This is a genomic window from Achromobacter sp. 1011791174 (assembly GCF_059760925.1).
In genome coordinates this window covers 21908-39589 of the sequence record NZ_JCBANH010000058.1, presented here as the reverse complement: position 1 = coordinate 39589, position 17682 = coordinate 21908, and the positions used below count along the sequence as shown (strand labels likewise).

The window sequence follows — 17682 nt, the reverse complement described above, 5'->3', positions numbered from 1 at the left end:
CGCCACGGCGCACTTCCGGTGCCGGAAAAAATGATCGGAAGGACATGATCCGGAAGGATTCAAGGGTTTCTCACCAGCCTGCTAGATGGGGCTGCTTGCTGCGCGGGCGCTGTTTGTGCAGCAGGATGGACCTGATCGATTTCGTCAGCTCGGGCAAGTCGTCGCTCTTCAACAGAACACCCGCCACGCCCAGGCTGTACAGGCTCGAGGCGATCGCGGCCGACGATATCATGGTCAGCACCACGACCTTCACGCTGGAATGGTTGTTGCGGATATAGCTCACCAGCTTGATGCCATCGCCGTGGCGCGTCGGTCCCGGCATGTTGTAGTCCGTGATCACGGCGTGGGGTTGAAATTCGACGATCGCCTCGATCAGGGCGTCGGGCGTGCGCGCTTGCGCGACGACGTCGAAATCGGAGTACTGCGACAACATGTGCTTCAACCCGGCTGTGACCAGGGGATGATCATCGGCCAGAACGATACGCATTTTTTCCAACATGGCGTTCCCTTGCATCATTGAGAGTGGCTGGCGACGATGGCCTGTTTCACCGCCAGGATCTTGCTTTCCAGGACATCGCAGAATCGGCCCAACCCGGAGATGAAGGCGGGCGGCACGTCTTCCGAGGCCAGCAGCGCTTCGAGCATGCTGCATTCACTTGCAAGACGCTTGACGCCAGCCATCGTCAGCCCGCCGCGGACCCGGTGCAGCACGGGGCCCATGGCCTGGAATTCGGCCTCATCGAGCGCGCGGCGCAACAGCGCCAGGTCGGATGACATGGATGTCACGAAGACATCGCGGATGAAATCGGGCACCTCCTCGCCATCCAGCTTGTCCGGGATTTCGGCCTCCAGCCTGATCGCCGGTTCATCCCTGCCTGTCGAGGAACAGACTTTCACCAGGCAGACCTTGAGGGAATCAGAGGACACCGGCTTTATCAGCCAGGCGTCGATGAGCCCCTCGGATACATCCGGTTCAATCTCGGACATGGCATTCGCGGTGACGCAGACCACCGGCCGTTTCATGCCCTGCTCGCGCAGTTGCCGCACCATGTCACGCCCGCTCATTTCCGGCATGTTGGCATCGGTGAGCAGAATGTCGTAGACGTCATCGGACCAGATCGTGAGCGCGCGCAGGGGGCTGCCGCAAAGCGTGACTTCGCAACCCAGGGATTCCAGCTGCCACCGCAGGACCTCCTGGTTGAGCGCGCTGTCTTCCACTACAAGCACGCGCAGCCCCAGCCGTCCCAGGGCTTGTTGCGTCGCCACGGATCCGCGCGGCTCGGGGATGGCGGTGCTGGCGGGCTGCCGTTCAGCGGCGAATTGCACCGCCAGCAGCAGCGAACGCACCGCGAGGCAGCTTATCTGCCAGCCCTGTTGCACGGGATTGGGCTGCAGGGGGCCGATCTGGGTGCAGAACACCTGCCGCGCATGCCCGGGAATGGGACTCATCTGTTCCGGCAGGACCTGCACCAGCACGGCCAGGGCTTCCATCTGCGTGGGCTGGCCGCCGAGCAGCTCGCAGTCCGCGCCCCATTTCGTCAGCCAGTTGCGGTAGTGATCCCGCAGTTCCTGCGTGGGCGCCCGTACGTATACCTTCACGCCGCGCAATGCATCATCGGTCGATTCGTGGTCTTGCGCCGGCGCCGCTGGCTGCGCCAGGGGCACGTCAAGAAGGAAAGTGCTGCCGACATTGCGCTGGCTGAGCGCCTGGATCCGCCCATTCATCATGGTGGCCAGCTTGTGGCAAATTGCCAGGCCGAGTCCGGTGCCTCCGCTGTTCAGTCTTGCCGAGCGTGCCTGATAGAACGGCTCGAAAACGTGAACGAGTTCTGACTCGGACATGCCCACGCCGGTATCGGAAACGCGCCATTGCAGGCGAGGAGAGCCCGCCTGAGCGAGTTCAACGGTCAAGGCCACGGTGACGCGCCCGATCTCGGTGAACTTGATGGCATTGCTTATCAGGTTGCTGAGGATCTGGCGCAATCTGCCTGCATCTCCCAATAGCGTCATGGGCACGGCCGTGTCGATGGTGCTATGCAGGAATATGCCTTTCGCGGCGGCCTTGGCCCCGAAGACCTGCAGGACGCTTTCGGTCAGCTCGATGGGAGAGAAGGGCTCCGCGTGCAATGTGAGTCCGCCGGCCTCGATTTTCGACATGTCCAATACATCGCCGATGACGTTCATCAACTGATCCGAGGACGACTGGATGGTGCGGATGAAGCCGTGCTGCACGGAGGAAAGGGGGGTGGAGGCCAGCAGTTCCAGCATGCCGAGCACGCCGTACAGCGGCGTGCGGATTTCATGGCTCATGGTGGCCAGGAACTCGGACTTGGCGGCATTCGATTCATCCGCCGCCTGCCTGGCGAGCTCCAGCGTTTCCTTGGCCTGCTGATCCTCGCTCACATCGCGGAAGGTGCACAGCAGGGCATCCTGATTCTCATATCGGGTCAACAGGAACTTGCCGATCAGGTGCCGGGGGCCCAGCGTCAATCGCTGCTCCAGGCTCGATTGCCCACCCCAATGGAGCGCGGCGGTCCACTGCGTCACGGTTTCACGCATCCGCTCGGCATCGTCGAACCATTCCGTCGCGAGTTCGTTGGCCCGAAGAATCCGGCCGTCGGACCGCCCGCATACGACAATCGCGAGCTGGGATGCATCGATGACCTGGCGCCCGAATATATCGCTTTCCTCGATACGCTTGAGCTGCCGCTGGGCGGGCTCGTAGAAGCGCTGCACATACCATTTGGCGATCAGCAACGTCACCATGCTGCAGACGAAGATCAGCAAACCGACGCCCAATAGTTCGGGGCCGAAGGATCGTATGTAGTCGCCATAGGGGGTGAAGTAGCGTGCCGAAATGCCTGCGTGCCCATCGATGCGATAGATGAGTCCATTGCCTCGCAGATTCCAGCCAGGATGTGCCTGCCCCGTGAGCAGGGGCTCGGGGCTGATGGGCCGCCCTTCGTTGTCGAATAGTTCAACCGTTGAGGTGCTCGTGGCGCCCATCAGTCCCCGCATGCCGGCATAGCTTCGGGTCAAGGATTCCGCCGTGCCAAAGTAAGACACGGCGACCCATTCGCGATTCATTGAAGCGGCGAGGGCGCTTCTGGCGGTGGGCCGGATGAGCCGATAGGCAAGCACGGCGGTCTGCCCGGCGCCCAGCTTGACCGCGGTCAGCCGTAGCGCTTCGGTGGCGCTTTTCAGATGCGCCGAAGTGCTGTCCAGGATGGCTTGCCGGTTCTGGCAGGATGTGACCGTGTTCGACGAGGCGCGCGGCGATTCTTCTTCGCACGGGGTGCTGATGGATACCTGGCCATCCCTGGACATGAGAATCAGGGGAAACAGGCTGCTCGATGGCATTTGCGACAGGCTGCTGTAGAGCTGCTGCGATATCGACACGCCAAGGGCCGCCGCATCGAGCCGGTCCGCCCGCAGCGCTGCGGGTAGCTCCAGCTCCAGCCGCGTGTGGAACACGGAATCGTAGACGCTGTATCTTTCCACATCGGGCACTGATGACTGGCTGCCGGCGGGCGTCACGAGCAGATGCCGCCGCGCCTCGCGGAAGAAGTCCTGGTCGCCGCTGGCCGATAGCTGGCCCATGGCCGTCTGCAGCGCCTGGTAGTCCATCTCCACGTGCTCGAGATGGTGCCGCAGGCGTTGCTGGGAGATATAGATTTCACGCTCCACCGCAACGTAGGCGAACGATGCGGTCAGCGCCAGCAGTAATGCCACAATCAGAGCGGTTGCTTGAATCTGTCTAGCGGATAGCACAGGCATAGGGGCTCGAACCACTCGCGTCTCGTTGGGCTGCGAGGTACACGGGGGGGTGTACGTCACCCTCAATGTTGAAATGGCGAGCAATAAAGAGCAATAGAAATTGGCATTCGTGTCGGTTTATTAACCGAATTGATTAATTTTATTAATTGATTTTTATCAATCTATAGCTGGACTCGCGCCCGATGTGTGCTGCTGCCTCAACATGTGCAGCAGGATCGCCCGATTCATGGCGCCGGAGATGTAAAAACCCTGCACTGCGTCGCAACCCAACCGGCGCAGGAACTCGTACTGGCTGGCGGTCTCAACGCCTTCCGCGACGACGGTCAGGCCCATGCGGCTGCCCATCATGATGGCGCTCTCGACCACCGCCTGGCTTTGCTCGTCCTCGACTAGCCGCTCGATGAATTCCCGATCGATTTTCAACTCCGTGAACGGCGTGGTCGTCAGGTTGTGCATGGAGCTGTATCCCTGGCCGAAATCATCCTGGGCCAACCCGAAACCCATCATGCGCAGCCGGCACGCGCCGGCATAGTAGTCACTGGGAAGGCTGGTGGTGCTGTTTTCCGTCAGCTCGAACGTGATGCTCGAGGGGTCCGCGCCGCCTTCCTGGACCATTCGGAACAGGCAATCAGGTAAGCGGCGATCATCAAGCAAGCGCGACGGAAGGTTGATGGATACATTGAGAGGGTAGCCGGCCGCTTTCCAGGCCGCCTGGGCCTGCAGCGTCTGTTCCAGGACATGCAGCGTCAGCGCCTTTTCCAGGCCATGCATCACCATCGCCGGGAGAAAGCTCGCGGGCAAAAGTACCGTGTCATCGGGGGTTACCCAGCGCACAAGCGCCTCCGCGCCCGTTATGGCGCCCCGGTCGATGGCCTGCTTGGGCTGGTACCACACCTGGATCTCGCCGTTCTTCATGGCCTCGAGCATGCGCTGCTTGTCATTCGCGCGAGGCGCCGCGCTGGGGATGGAACGCGATGCCGAGGACTCCCGCAGGCGGTTCATCAGCGTTCGGATCTCGTCGGCGCTGACCGGCTTGCAGAACTGCCCAACCACGTCGATGGCCAGCAGCTTGGCCAGCAAATAGACCGTTCTCACCAATTGCTTTGGAGAGGCGCTCATCAGTGCGAGGCCAGGGCGCTTTGGCAGATCCGCCATCCCCTGGATCACCCGAATCCCGTCTCCGGCGGGCATGCGCAGATCGGTCATCACCAGGTCGAACTCCTGGGTACGGATAAGGTTCAGCGCCTCGAGGCTGTTGTCTGCGATTTCCACATGGGCGACGCCTTCCTCGCGCATCAGCTCGGAAATGTAGTCGCGTTGCGGGCGATCGCTATCAACGATCAGAATTCTTGGGGACACGGTTGCCACCTGCGGGTCATGAGGTCGGATTGGGGGTCGGGCACATTCTCGGGATACGTCCGGATGATGATCTGTGCACACAGGGAAGCGTCGTAGTCTACGTACGGCCTAAGGCATATTCAGTCGGAGAACTTCGATTTTTTCCCTGTCTGACCAGGACGCGGGCGAGGCGAGCGCGGCCTTTTCAGTTGTTGACATTGCGTGCGGGTCGCAGGGCGAATGCCGTCGGCGCGAGCCAGCTGGACAGGCTTGCGATTCGCCGGGCACAGGCTGAGGGAGGCGCTACGGGGAACAGGGACGGCAGCGATTGCCTGGCGGTTCGCTCAGGCGCCGTCGCGGAAACCGACGCGCAGCGCCTTCCCGGGTTGACGTGGCTTTCGGTCCAGCCGCAAGCGCTGCCGGTGTTCGAGGCGTTTCCGTGCGCTTGAAGTTTGCGCGGGACAGGCGTGCAGGCTGTTGGCGCTGCTTGGTGCGGCCTGCGCCGGTTGCCTCGTGGTCGCGGCCTAGCGCCGCCGCGCCTCGCTGGGCCGCATGCCGAACCTGGCCTTGAACGCATTGCTGAAATGCGAAGAGCTGCTGAAACCCAGCGAGTAGGCGATGTCCGTGATCGAGCGGTGCATTTCCTGCGGCGAGCGGATCAGGTCATGGCATTTCTGCAGCCGCCGGCTCCAGATCCATTCCGCGGGCGATTCACCTTCCTGGCGGAACAGATGATGCAGCAGGCGCACCGAGATGTTGTGATGCCGGGCGATCGCTTCGAGCGACAGTTCAGGGTCGGACAGATGCTGCTCGATCCAGGACTGGATCAGGCTCAGCCGCGCCTGCCGATGCGGGTCGCCATCCGTGTCCGGACCCGGGTCGCGGTCCAGCGCCAGCGCCACGATGTTGAGCAGTTCGCCGCCCAGCCGGGCCTTGTCGGCATGCGTGATGGCGCGGCTTTCCGCCGCCAGGTTGACGCATAGCTGCGCGGCCAGCTTGCCGACGCCGCTGCCGATGCCGACGTTGCCCGCGATGGGGAAATCCTGCCGCGCCAGGCGGCTTCTCAGGCTTTCACGCGGGATCTCCAGATAGAGCGCGCGGATGTCGGCCAGGCATTGCAGGTCGTAGGGCTCGCCGGAATAGAACATCGCGGCGACCGCCTGATTCGACGGCAGTTCGTGCCTGCCCTGGACGAGCTGCGCGTGGCCTTTCTGCAGGATCTGCAGGTAGTAGCAGTCCTTGTCGAGCTGGGCCAGATGCTGCCTGCGCCGGCGGATCACGTGTTGCGACAGCCGGATGTCGGTGATCGACACCGGACCGAAATCATCCTTGCTCAGGCTGCCCTGGTAGTCGTTGGTGCCCGGCAGTTCCGCATCCAGCGCGATGTAGGCGCTGCACAGCGCCGTCTGCCATAACTCGCGCCGTTGCGGCAGCGCATGCTGCCGGGCATCGAAAACCAACTGCATATGTCTCTCCTGGAGGATGTCTTTGCAGCCTGGCGCAAGTCGCTTGCGCGTTGATGCAAGACTCCGCTCTGGGGCCGGCGATACGCTCCCGTCTCCTATGTGGATTTTATTCCATATGTCTTGAGCGCGATCAAGCTTGATGCTCGCGCTTTCCCCAAGACAGACAAGAAATCGGTTACCAGGAGGAGGTCGGCATGGCCATCAGCAATAGCGCGGGCGTCGCCCCGGCGGGCGGGATTACCGCGCAGCAATCAGGCAACAGTGAAATCAAGAAAGTCGTGGCCGCCTCGATGGCCGGGACGGTCGCGGAGTGGTATGAGTTCTTCATCTACGGCGTGGCCAGCACCCTGGTGTTCGGGCCGCTGTTCTTCCCCAAGGTCGACAGCCCCCTGAGCGCCATCATCGCCGCGTTCGCGACCTATGCCGTCGGCTTCATCGCCCGGCCGCTGGGCGGCATCGTCTTCGGCCATTTCGGCGACCGGCTGGGCCGCAAGAAGCTGCTGCAATTCAGCTTGCTGCTGGTGGGGTCTTCCACCTTCCTGATGGGATGCCTGCCCGGGTTCCAGGCCATCGGCTTCGCGGCGCCGGCGCTGCTGGTATTGCTGCGCTTCATCCAGGGCTTCGCCGTGGGCGGGGAGTGGGGCGGGGCGGTGCTGCTGATCGCCGAACACTCGCCGCCCGACCGGCGCGGCTATTGGGCCAGCTATCCGCAATCGGCGGCCTGCATCGGCAATGTGCTGGCCTCGATCGTGCTGTTCGGCCTGTCCTCGCTGCTGTCCAAGGAGGCCTTCCTGGATTGGGGCTGGCGCGTGGCCTTCTGGCTGTCCGGGATCATCGTTTTCGTCGGCTATTACATTCGCCGTTCGGTGGAGGACGCGCCGATTTTCGTGGAATCCTATCGCCGGCAGAAAGAGGCGCGCAAGAAGGCGGCCTCGCTCAAGGACGCGCTGGCCGCCTATCCGGGCAAGACCTTCTTCAGCATCCTGCTGCGGGTGGGCGAGAACACGGTCTATTACGTGATCGTGGTGTTCTCCATCACCTATCTCACCGTGCATGCCAAGCTGCCGTCGCAGACGGTGATGTTCATCATGTTCATCGCGAACATCTTCCAGTTCTTCTCGATGCTGTTCGGCGGCTACCTGTCCGACCGCATCGGGCGCAAGGCCTGCATCGCGCTGGGTTATGCCGGCTTGCTGGTCTGGGCGTTCCTGTATTTCCCTGGCCTGGATTCGGGCTCGAACGTTCATATCCTAGGCGTCATCTGCATGGGGCTGTTCTTCCAGGCGCTCTGCTACGGCCCGCAGGCGGCGTACTTCTCGGAGATCTTCCCGACCTCGATGCGCTATGCCGGCGCATCGTTCTGCTACCAGATCGCGACCATCGTGGCCGGTTCGATCGCGCCGCTGGTCGCGACCCTGTTGCTGCGCGACTACGGCGGCACCGGACCCATCGTGACCTATCTGGCCGGCACCGTGGTGCTGTCCCTGCTGGCGCTGGCCGTGCTGTCGGAAACCCGCAATGTGTCCCTGCACGAGGTGGACCGCGCCCACCAGGACCGTCACGGCGCCTGATTCGATTGGAGTAGAAGCATCATGAGTGAACGCATTACGCATTTCCGCACGCTGATCCTCGGCGCCGGCTTCGGGGGCCTGGGCATGGGCGCCCAGCTGGCGCGCAACGGCGACGACGATTTCGTCATCCTGGAGCGCTCCGGCGATATCGGCGGCGTCTGGCTGGACAACAATTATCCGGGCGCGGCCTGCGACACCGAGGCCCATCTCTATTGCTATTCGTTCTTTCCGCACCTGCGCGTCAGCCGCATGTACGCGGGGCGGGAAGAGCTGCTGGGCTATATGCACCGGCTGGCCGACGCCTATGGCCTGCGCGCGCATCTGCGCCTGAATCACGAGATCACCGAGGCCCGCTGGGATGGCGAGAGCCGCCTGTGGCGCTTCGAGACGCGCGGAGGGGAACGCTACACGGCCACGTACTTCGTGCCGGCGTGGGGGCAGCTGAACCAACCGTCGATTCCCGCCTTCCCCGGCCTGGAAACCTATCGGGGCGCGAGCTTCCATTCCGCGCGCTGGAATGGCGCCGTCGAACTGCGCGGCAAGCGCGTGGCCTCCGTCGGAAATGCCGCGTCGGCGGTGCAGTACGTGCCCGAGATCGCGCCCGAAGTGGCGCACCTGACGGTGTTCCAGCGTTCGGCGAACTGGATCATGCCACGCAATCAGCAGGTGTTCACGCAGGAGCAGCTGGATGCCTACGAGGCCGATCCGGCCGCCTTTGAGGCGTCACGCCGGCATCTGCATGCGTTCCGCGAAAACGGCTTTCGCCGCACGCAGATGGGCACCGACGAACAGCGGCAGGGCGTCGACGTCGCCAAGGCGCACCTGGCGGCGCAGGTCGCCGACCCGCAGCTGCGCGCCAAGCTGACGCCGGACTACGAGCTGGGCTGCAAGCGCATCCTGCGCTCCGACGATTTCTACCCCGCGCTGACGCGGCCCAACGTGACGCTGGAAACGCGGCCCATCAAGCGCTTCTACGCGCAAGGCATCGTGACGGCCGATGGCGAGGAGCTGCCGTTCGACGCGGTGGTGTTCGGCACCGGCTTCGCCAGCCAGGCTTTTCATGGCGATCTGGCCGTGCTGGGCGCGGCGGGCGCGAACCTGTCGCGGGCGTGGGAAGAGGGCGCGGCCGCCTATCTGGGCATGGCCGTGCCGGATTTCCCGAACATGTTCCTAATCTACGGACCCAACACCAATCTGAATCACAACTCGATCATCACCATGCTGGAAATCCAGCAGCGCTACATCGTCGAGGCGCTGAGGGCAGGGCAGGAGCAGGGCGCGGCGCTGAGCGTCAAACCGCTGGTGTATGCCCGCTACAACGAGCGCTTGCAGGCGGACATGACCACGTCGGCGTTTTCCGCCAGCTGCTCCAGCTGGTACAAGAACGCGGCGGGCAAGGTCATCAACAACTGGTCCGGGACCGCGGATCAGTATCAGGCGGCCGTGCGCTGGAACGCGGAGGACTATCTGTGGCTGCGCGCGGAGACGGCGCGATGAGCGAACGGCGCAAGCAGGACGTCGAGCGCGTCCCGCTATCCTCGATCGCCCCGGATGCGCGGGACCTGATCCAGGCCTATCGGGAAAGCGGCGAGATTTCTTTTCAGGACGTGCCCTTGGCCACCGCGCGGGAGAACTACCTGCGCGGCTGCGAGGCCAATGGCCTGCCGCGCGCCGATTGCGCCGTCGTCCGCGATCATGAGGTGCCGGTTCCAGGCGCGACCCTGCGCGTGCGAGAGTATCGCCGCGACGCATCGGGCAAGCCGCCGGCAGTGCTGTTCATGCACGGCGGAGGCTGGGTGATCGGCAACCTGGACACGCACGATGCCATCTGCCGGACGCTGGCCAGGGAAAGCGGAGCCGCGGTGTACGCCGTCGACTATCGCCTGGCGCCCGAGCATCCGTTTCCAACACCGCTGGACGATTGCGCCGCCGCGTTGCGCTGGCTGGTCGATCATGCCGCGAGCCTGGACGTGGATGTTTCGCGGCTGGGCCTGGCGGGCGACAGCGCCGGCGGCAACCTGGCCGCGGTCCTGGCGAACACGCAGGTTCTGTTGCCTCGGGCTTGCATCGTGCGGGCGCAGGTGCTGTTCTATCCCGTGACCGATCTGCGTGGCGAGACGGCTTCGTACCAACGCATCGTCGCCGGATTCCCACTGACCGCCAACTCGATGCACTGGTTCCGCGACCACTACCTGCGACCGGGTACTTCCTTGGACGACGCGCGTTTTCCCTCGCTTTTTTCTCCGCTTCTTTCTCCACTCCTGGCGCCGCGCCCGTCCAACGCTTCCCTGTTCCTGCTGAGTTGCGGGCTGGATCCCCTGGCGGACGAGGGCGTGGCCTACGCCGCGCGAGCCATCGCGGCCGGCGCGCGTGTCGAACATCACCACCTGCCAGCGCACGCGCATGGCATCATCACGTCGGCGGGCCGTATCGATACCGGGCGCGTCATGCTGATCCGGGCCGCCGCGTTCCTGCGTGAAACCTTGCTGCATAACTCCTGATGCATCGTCCTATGAACGCTTTCCAATTCCAGACTGTCCCGACCATCATTTCGGAATTCGGCGCGGCGCGCCAGCTCGGCGCCTTGCTGCGCAAGCAGTATCCGGCGCAGGTCCGGCTGTGCGTCGTCACCGATGGCTTCCTGCACAAGAGCGGCCTCCTGGCGCCGGCCCTGGCCGACCTGGCCAGGCATGGCTGGCAGGTGACCGTGATCGACGACGTGGTCGCCGATCCTCCGGAATCCGTCGTGCTGGACGCCGCCGAGCGCGCCCGCCAGGCAGACGCGGAGGTGGTGCTGGGCCTGGGCGGCGGCTCGTCCATGGACGTGGCCAAGCTGTTGGCCGTGCTGCTAGCGGGCCAGCAGCCCTTGGCGGACATGTATGGCGTCGGGAAAGTATCCGGCCAGCGCCTGCCTCTGGTGCAGATGCCGACGACCGCCGGCACCGGTTCGGAAGTGACGGCGGTATCCATCGTGACGACCGGGGAAACCACCAAGATGGGCGTGGTCGCGCCGCAGCTGTACGCCGATCTGGCGATTCTGGACGCGGAACTGACCCTGGGACTGCCCGGCGCCGCCACGGCCTATACCGGCATCGACGCCATGGTGCATGCCATCGAGGCCTACACCTCGGCGCATCTGAAGAACCCGGTGTCGGACATGCTGGCCATCAAGGCGCTGGAGCTGCTGTCCCGCCATATCCTGACCGCGTGCCGGGACGGCGGCAATAAAGAAGCGCGCAGCGCCATGCTGCTGGGCGCCATGTTCGCCGGCCAGGCCTTCGCCAATTCGCCGGTCGCGGCCGTGCATGCGCTGGCATATCCCATCGGCGGCATTTTCCATGTTCCGCATGGGTTGTCGAACGCGCTGGTGCTGGCGCCCGTGCTGAAATTCAACGCGCCGGCCGCCAGCGGGCGCTATGCCGAAATCGCCGAGGTGGTGGTTCCGGGCGTGACGGGCAGCGACGAGGCCAGGACGGCTGCCTTGGTCGGCTATTTTGAACGGCTGGCTGTCGACACGGGGATTCCGCGCAGCCTGGGCGAGGTCGGCGTCAAGCGGGGAGATCTGGCGCGGATGGCCAGCGATGCCATGCGGCAGACGCGATTGCTGGTGAACAATCCTCGGGAAGTGACCGAAGCCGATGCGCTGGCGATCTATGCGGCGGCGTTCGAGCCGGTCGGCGGGTAGCCGGCACGGGACGAGCGATTGTGGATTCCTTGGCGTTGGTCGGGCGGCGGATCCTGGCTCGCCGGGGATCCGGGCGGCGAATCCGTAGGGAGATGGAGACAGCGGTTGGATCGCGGGTCGAAAGCGTGGAACGCTGACAGGATCCCGTCTCTATTGCTCATACCCATAATGCGCATAATGTGTATTATGTTAAGTTAGAATGATGCGGAAATTGGCTGGCTCCTCTCCTGCCGCTTGGCAACGCATGCCATATGAATCCAACGAAGGCACCAGGGATGCCTTCCTCATGCAGCGAGCCTGAGCAAGAGACCCACGACAGCGCAAGCGGCAATCACCTCGATCACCCCGCGCTTGAACCTGAACAGCGCGGTCGCGGCGCCTGCCGTAATCAGCGCAGCGCCCCAGTCAAAATGTCCCGCCAGCCCCGTCGGCCATAACACGTGATAGCCGAAGAACACGGCCAGGTTCAGGATGACGCCGACGACGGCCGCCGTAATGGCGGTCAGCGGCGCGGTGAACTTCAGGTCCTCTTTCGTGGCTTCAACCAATGGCCCGCCCACGAGGATGAACAGGAATGACGGCAGGAACGTGAACCAGGTCACGATGACCGCCGCGAGTGCTCCGGCCACGAACAGCAGCTCCGGGCCAAGCAAGCCCTGCGCGTACCCGCCTACGAATCCGACGAAAGCCACAACCATGATCAAGGGGCCGGGGGTGGTCTCTCCAAGCGCCAGTCCGTCGATCATCTGTATCGGCGTAAGCCATCCGTAATGATCGACCGCGCCTTGATAGATGTATGGCAGCACCGCATACGCGCCGCCGAAGGTCAGGTAGGCGGCCTTCGTGAAGAACCAGCCCATCTGCGTATACGCGCCTTGCCATCCATAAATCGCCGCAAGTATCGCCATTGGCGTGGCCCAGAGCGCGACACCGGCGGCGACGATCCAGATCAGGCGGCTCCAGCGAAATCTGGCGTGCGCTGGCGAGGGGGTGTCGTCGTCTATCAATGCCGGACCGTAGCCTCGCGAATTCGATCCATGACGCGACCCCACCTGGAAATACCCGGGCCATCGCCGACCGCCAACGAAGCCGATCAATGCCGCGATCGCGACAATCAGCGGGAACGGCAACGCCATCGCGAAGATCGCGACGAACGCCGCGGCTGCGATGCTCCAGAGAACGGGGTTTTTCAGCGCGCGCGATCCGATGCGATGGGCCGCGTATAGGACGATGGCGGTCACGGCCGGCTTGATGCCATGGAACAGGCCGGCAATGACGGGCACATCGCCCCAGGCGACATAGACCCAGGACAGTCCGATGAGGATAAACAGCGACGGCAGGACAAACAGGCCTCCCGCGACGATTCCGCCCCAAGTCCGATGCAGCAGCCACCCGATATAGGTTGCGAGCTGCTGCGCCTCCGGCCCGGGCAGCAGCATGCAGTAGTTGAGGGCATGCAGGAATCGTCGTTCACTGATCCAGCGTCGGCGTTCCACCAGCTCGGTGTGCATGATGGCGATCTGCCCTGCCGGGCCGCCAAAACTGATGAACCCCAGCTTCAACCAGAACCAGAACGCCTGCCGGAAGCTGACCGGCTGGGGTCGCTCGAGCACCTTGTCGACGGGCTCGCCAGTGGGCGTGGCAGTGTCCTGGATTTGCGTGTTCATGCTCTGCCCTCCTCCTCGAAGCTGGCCAGGAGCCCATCGAAGACTCCGCTGGCGAGCGCCAGGAGCTGGTCGTCGTCGGCAATCGTTGCCCTCAGGCCGGCCAGGACCTGCTCCACCCCGGCGGCCTCCGGAGGCTGAACGCCACCGACGTCCAGGAAGTGAACGATGGCGCCGAGCCGGTCCATGCCCTTGCTTTGCAAGCCGAAGGCGGTGACCAGGTTTTCGAACGTCACCTTTGCGCCTGCATGGGAAAACCTTGCGCCATCGAAGTCGAATCCCAGGGCGCTCTCTGGGCATTCCGCTGGCGAAGCGAGCCACAGGATGCGGGCATCCTTATCAATGTGGCGCCGAATCAGCCAAGCGCTAGCCAGTCGATCCACCCAGGGACGTGCGCGTGTCGCCCAGGTCCGCCCTTGATAGTCGTCGACAAGCAGCCGGACGATGGCGCCGTCAACCGCATGCGGTTCGTCCGGAGAGAGCGCGCGATTGGCGCCCTCTTCCAGCTCAAGCAAAGCGGCGTCTGCCTGGCGCCGGGCCTCCCCCGGAAAGAAATCAATGTCGCTCAGTTGGGCGTAGACCTTTCGGAACTTGCGCAATTGCTTCAACGCATCCATCGCCGTATCAGGGGATAGCGCCGCCTGAATCGGCTCAATGCTCTTCATCAGTTCGGCGTAGTCTGCGGATCGGTCGAAAAGCGCTGTGAGTCGCGCGGAGTCGTCATCCGGAAACGCGGTGTCGGCCAGATAGGCCGTCCCGCTGCTCTCTTGCACGGCATGCGCGATCGCGTTCAAGGTTTCCCGGGTGCGGTCCGATGACGGCAATAGATAGACGCCATCGCGCAGCACCGCCGCACCTGATGATTTCAGCGCCCGCCAGGCGCGCATGCGTGCCGTCGCGTTCTCGGTGGGCATCGAAAGGATCAGAGTCAGCCAAGTCATCTGTAGCGCCAACAATATCTATGTAGAAATATCTACTATTCTGTAGCGTACTCTTCAATTCAAGGAAACACCAGAGATTCCTGGTTGTACGCATGGTGTCTATGTCCATATCCTCCTGGGGGGGATATGATGCGACCATGATGAAACCTGATCCCCACCACCATCACGATGCCGTCGCCAAGCGTCTCAAGCGGGCGGAAGGCCACCTGCGCAGCATTCTTCAAATGATGGAAGCGCACCGCCCCTGCCTTGAACTTGCACAGCAGCTGCATGCCGTCGAGAAGGCCATATCACAGGCCAAGAAGGTTCTGATCCAGGACCACATCGACCATTGCCTGCAGGATGCCGTGGGCGATCTGGACGCGGACAGGCAGCGCACCATCGACGAATTCAAAGAGATCACCAAGTACCTCTAAGGCGTTATTCCATGTTGTCGTTTTCCGAGCTGATCGCTCAGGGTGCTTCGCACGCCTGGCTATTCATTCCCAGCGCCATCCTGCTGGGCGCCCTGCACGGCCTGGAGCCCGGCCATTCCAAGACGATGATGGCCGCCTTCATCGTCGCGATCCGGGGGACGGTGTGGCAGGCCGTGCTGCTGGGCGTCACCGCGACCATTTCGCACACGCTGATCGTGTGGGGTATCGGACTGGGCGGCATGTATTTATGGCGAGGCGTGGCTGCCGAGGCGTTGGAGCCTTACTTCCAGCTGGCCTCGGGCGCGGTCATCGTGCTGATCGCGGCCTGGATGTTCTGGCGAACCTGGCGGGAACAGCATGGCGACGCGCACGACCATTCCCATCACAATCATGAGCACGACGGGCACACCCACGGTCGGGAGCGACACGAGGTCGACACGGGGCACGGCCGCGTCGCCCTCGAAGTGTTCGAGGACGGCGTACCTCCTCGGTGGCGTCTGACCAACCTGCGAGGGAGTCACTGTCAGGCAGAGGATGTGACGCTGACAACCGAACGAACCGATGGCCGTCAGCAGGTGTTCCTGTTCGTGCAGAAGGATGGCTACCTGGAGTCACTGGAACAGGTACCGGAACCTCATGAGTTCATGGCACGCCTGGCGTTGACTCACGGTGGCCGCGTCCACAGCTATGACGTCGCGTTCCTGGAGCCAGATAACCACCAGCACGATCACATTCACGAACCGTTGCGCGGATTGGATGTCGCGGCTGAGCAATACCAGGACGCCCACCAGCTGGCGCATGCCAACGACATCCGTCGGCGATTCGCGAACCGGAATGTGACCAACTGGCAGATCGCTTTGTTCGGACTGACGGGAGGTCTTATTCCCTGCCCTGCGGCCATCACCGTGTTGCTCCTGTGTTTGCAGTTAAAGGAGTTCACCTTAGGGGCTGTGCTGGTGTTGTGCTTCTCGATCGGGCTGGCCATCACCCTGGTTACTGTTGGGGCAGTTGCGGCGCTTAGCGTGCGGCACGTTACCCAGCGTGCTCCCTGGTTCAGTGCAATAGCTCGGCGGGCTCCCTACCTGTCCTGTGTGCTGATCATCGCAGTCGGCATTTACGTTGGCGCCCATGGATGGCTTGGACTGCCTTCCGCCTAGCGTCGGAAAGGAGGGCCAGCACCGCTCCGCTTGTTGCTGCTTGACGACTATTGCGCATGCTCTTTCATCGCTCTGCATTATGCAAACCAACGACGGCCGCCTCTTTTCCCGGCATCCGCCCGGCGTCGCCTAGTGAGAAAAAAACACCGGCAAGGTCATCGCCTCCAACAGCGAGCGCGTGGCGCCTCCCATGATCCATTGGCGCGTGCGGCTGTGTCCGTATGCCCCCATGACGATCAGGTCCGCGCCGAAATCGGCGGCCGCGCTCAGGATGGCGTCTCCGATGCCGGCCTCTCGTGCGTCGCGGAACTCCGACTCCAGCTGGGGAAAGCCGTGGCTGGCGCAGTAGGCGGCCAGGTCTTCGAAGGAAGCCCGCAGATCCGGATCGGCCGGGGCCCCGTGGCCCAGCGTCAGGGCGCGCAGCGCGCTGGCGCCGCGCAGCAAGGGCGCCGCGTCGGCGATCGCGCGGGCCGACTCGCGGCTCTGGTTCCAGCAGTACAGCACCCGCGCGCCCGCGTTGCGGAAGGACCCCGCCGTCGGCAGCACGATGACGGGACGCCCGGCGGATAGCAGCACCTGCTCAACGAAGTCGTTGCCGGTGGCGGCTTCCACGTCGCCGGCATTCTCCTGGCCCAGGATCAGCACATCCGAATGACGCGCGTGCCGGACGACGCACTCGGCGGGCATGTCCTCGCCCTGGCGCCAGGACGCGGCCACGCCGGCCTGCGCCGTGGCTTCGCTGAACGCCGCCTGCACTGCCATGCGTCCCTTGGTGTTGAGTTCCTTGACGAGGTCGAGCGCGCGGACCCACATGCCGCCTTCGTCGTAAAAGTAGCGCGGCAGCATGTAGCTGGCGAATATGCCGGTGAGATGGGCATCGTGCGGCCTGGCCATCTGCAGGGCGAATTCAACGCGGCGGCGGCAGTCGATGCCGTTGTCGAGATGTACGGCGATGCGGCGGAACATGGCGAATATCTCCCCGTGTTTGCATGGGTTGCCGGCGGCCGGCTTGCGCGCCCTGCCCGGCCTGGTCTGTCCTGCCATCTTGCGCCGGCGGTCCGGCTCCGGGTTGACGATAGTCAAGCGAAAAACAGGGACGAACGTCGAGGCCGGGCGCAAAAGAGCGCGCCAGCTTGACCGCCGTCAAGGGCGCGCGCCGTGGCGGCGCGATGATGGGCGCATGCCTGCCCTTCCCCGCTACATCCTGCTCCGCCTGGAGGCGCCATGAAGAATGTACTCATCCCGGTCGACGGATCCGCCAATTCGCTGCGCGCCGTGCACTACATGATCGACCATGTCCGCGAGCATGGCGCCTGCAACCTGCATCTGCTGAACGTGCAGCCGCCGATCGTCTCGGGCACGGTGCTTGCCTTTGTGTCGAGCGATATGATCCAGGAGTACTACGAGGACGAAGCCAGGACGGCGCTGGCCGATGCCCGGATCGCGCTGGACAAGGCAGGCGTCATGTATCAGTCGGGATTGCGGGTCGGCAAGATCGCCGAAGCCATCAAGGCCTACGCGGCCGAGCAACAGTGCGACCATATCGTGATGGGATCGCGCGGCCTGGGCGCGGCGGGCAGCCTCATGCTCGGGTCGGTGGCGCTCAAGCTGCTGCATATCGTCCATCTCCCCGTCGTGCTGGTCAACTAGGACCGGCGCGGGGAAGC

General features: G+C 63.7%; 14 protein-coding genes. 7 read left to right on the top strand and 7 right to left on the bottom strand.

The genetic code is table 11. From position 1 onward, the window contains the following. Positions 1–70: 70 nt before the first annotated feature. From AC6LJ5_RS19340 to AC6LJ5_RS19325, 4 genes are all read right to left on the bottom strand, one after another. Complete coding sequence (locus tag AC6LJ5_RS19340) at positions 71–487, bottom strand: response regulator (protein WP_498141328.1); 417 nt, start codon at positions 485–487, stop codon at positions 71–73. A gap of 26 nt (positions 488–513) precedes the next feature. Continuing rightward, on the bottom strand, positions 514–3732 hold the full coding sequence (locus tag AC6LJ5_RS19335) for a hybrid sensor histidine kinase/response regulator (protein WP_498141327.1): 3219 nt from the start codon (positions 3730–3732) through the stop codon (positions 514–516). Between the two features lie 201 nt (positions 3733–3933). Continuing rightward, the gene (locus AC6LJ5_RS19330) at positions 3934–5145 is read right to left on the bottom strand and encodes an EAL domain-containing protein (RefSeq protein ID WP_498141326.1); all 1212 of its coding nucleotides are present in this window, start codon (positions 5143–5145) and stop codon (positions 3934–3936) included. A 494-nt stretch (positions 5146–5639) separates the two neighbouring features. Beyond that, entirely contained in the window at positions 5640–6581 is a 942-nt protein-coding gene (locus tag AC6LJ5_RS19325) for a helix-turn-helix domain-containing protein (RefSeq protein ID WP_498141325.1), read from the bottom strand. A gap of 194 nt (positions 6582–6775) precedes the next feature. On the opposite strand from AC6LJ5_RS19325, the gene AC6LJ5_RS19320 reads away from it, so the two are divergent. Genes AC6LJ5_RS19320 through AC6LJ5_RS19305 form a run of 4 tightly spaced genes read left to right on the top strand, consistent with a single transcriptional unit; the run spans position 6776 to position 11837 of the window. Further along, positions 6776–8152 (top strand): MFS transporter, encoded by a 1377-nt coding sequence (locus AC6LJ5_RS19320; RefSeq protein ID WP_103274402.1) that lies wholly within the window; start codon positions 6776–6778, stop codon positions 8150–8152. 21 nt (positions 8153–8173) lie between these two features. Beyond that, positions 8174–9649, top strand: coding sequence for a flavin-containing monooxygenase (locus AC6LJ5_RS19315; RefSeq protein WP_498141324.1), 1476 nt, complete (start codon positions 8174–8176; stop codon positions 9647–9649). Further along, a complete protein-coding gene (locus tag AC6LJ5_RS19310; RefSeq protein ID WP_498141323.1) occupies positions 9646–10653 on the top strand; it encodes an alpha/beta hydrolase in 1008 nt (335 codons plus the stop codon). Before AC6LJ5_RS19315 ends, AC6LJ5_RS19310 begins: the two co-directional genes overlap by 4 nt. Before the next feature lie 11 nt (positions 10654–10664). After that, positions 10665–11837 carry an iron-containing alcohol dehydrogenase gene (locus AC6LJ5_RS19305; RefSeq protein WP_498141322.1) on the top strand — a complete coding sequence of 391 codons (1173 nt, stop codon included), beginning with the start codon at positions 10665–10667 and terminating at the stop codon, positions 11835–11837. A gap of 284 nt (positions 11838–12121) precedes the next feature. On the opposite strand, the gene chrA is transcribed toward AC6LJ5_RS19305, so the two are convergent. Together chrA and AC6LJ5_RS19295 are read right to left on the bottom strand one after the other, a co-directional pair. After that, positions 12122–13504, bottom strand: coding sequence for a chromate efflux transporter (gene chrA, locus AC6LJ5_RS19300; protein WP_498141321.1), 1383 nt, complete (start codon positions 13502–13504; stop codon positions 12122–12124). Continuing rightward, on the bottom strand, positions 13501–14442 hold the full coding sequence (locus AC6LJ5_RS19295) for a chromate resistance protein ChrB domain-containing protein (RefSeq protein ID WP_498141320.1): 942 nt from the start codon (positions 14440–14442) through the stop codon (positions 13501–13503). Before AC6LJ5_RS19295 ends, chrA begins: the two co-directional genes overlap by 4 nt. A 137-nt stretch (positions 14443–14579) precedes the next feature. Here AC6LJ5_RS19295 and AC6LJ5_RS19290 point away from each other — a divergent pair, with 137 nt between their 5' ends. Both AC6LJ5_RS19290 and AC6LJ5_RS19285 read left to right on the top strand, forming a co-directional pair. Beyond that, positions 14580–14858: a metal-sensing transcriptional repressor gene (locus AC6LJ5_RS19290; RefSeq protein ID WP_392410292.1), complete on the top strand. Its 279-nt coding sequence runs from the start codon at positions 14580–14582 to the stop codon at positions 14856–14858. A gap of 11 nt (positions 14859–14869) precedes the next feature. Continuing rightward, positions 14870–16015, top strand: a complete 1146-nt coding sequence (locus AC6LJ5_RS19285; protein WP_498141319.1) for a nickel/cobalt efflux transporter — start codon at positions 14870–14872, stop codon at positions 16013–16015. Between the two features lie 129 nt (positions 16016–16144). Here the strand turns inward: AC6LJ5_RS19285 and AC6LJ5_RS19280 are convergent, their stop codons facing one another. Continuing rightward, a complete protein-coding gene (locus AC6LJ5_RS19280; protein WP_103274408.1) occupies positions 16145–16981 on the bottom strand; it encodes a universal stress protein in 837 nt (278 codons plus the stop codon). 258 nt (positions 16982–17239) lie between these two features. On the opposite strand from AC6LJ5_RS19280, the gene AC6LJ5_RS19275 reads away from it, so the two are divergent. Then, positions 17240–17665, top strand: a complete 426-nt coding sequence (locus AC6LJ5_RS19275; protein WP_103274409.1) for a universal stress protein — start codon at positions 17240–17242, stop codon at positions 17663–17665. Positions 17666–17682: the final 17 nt, after the last annotated feature.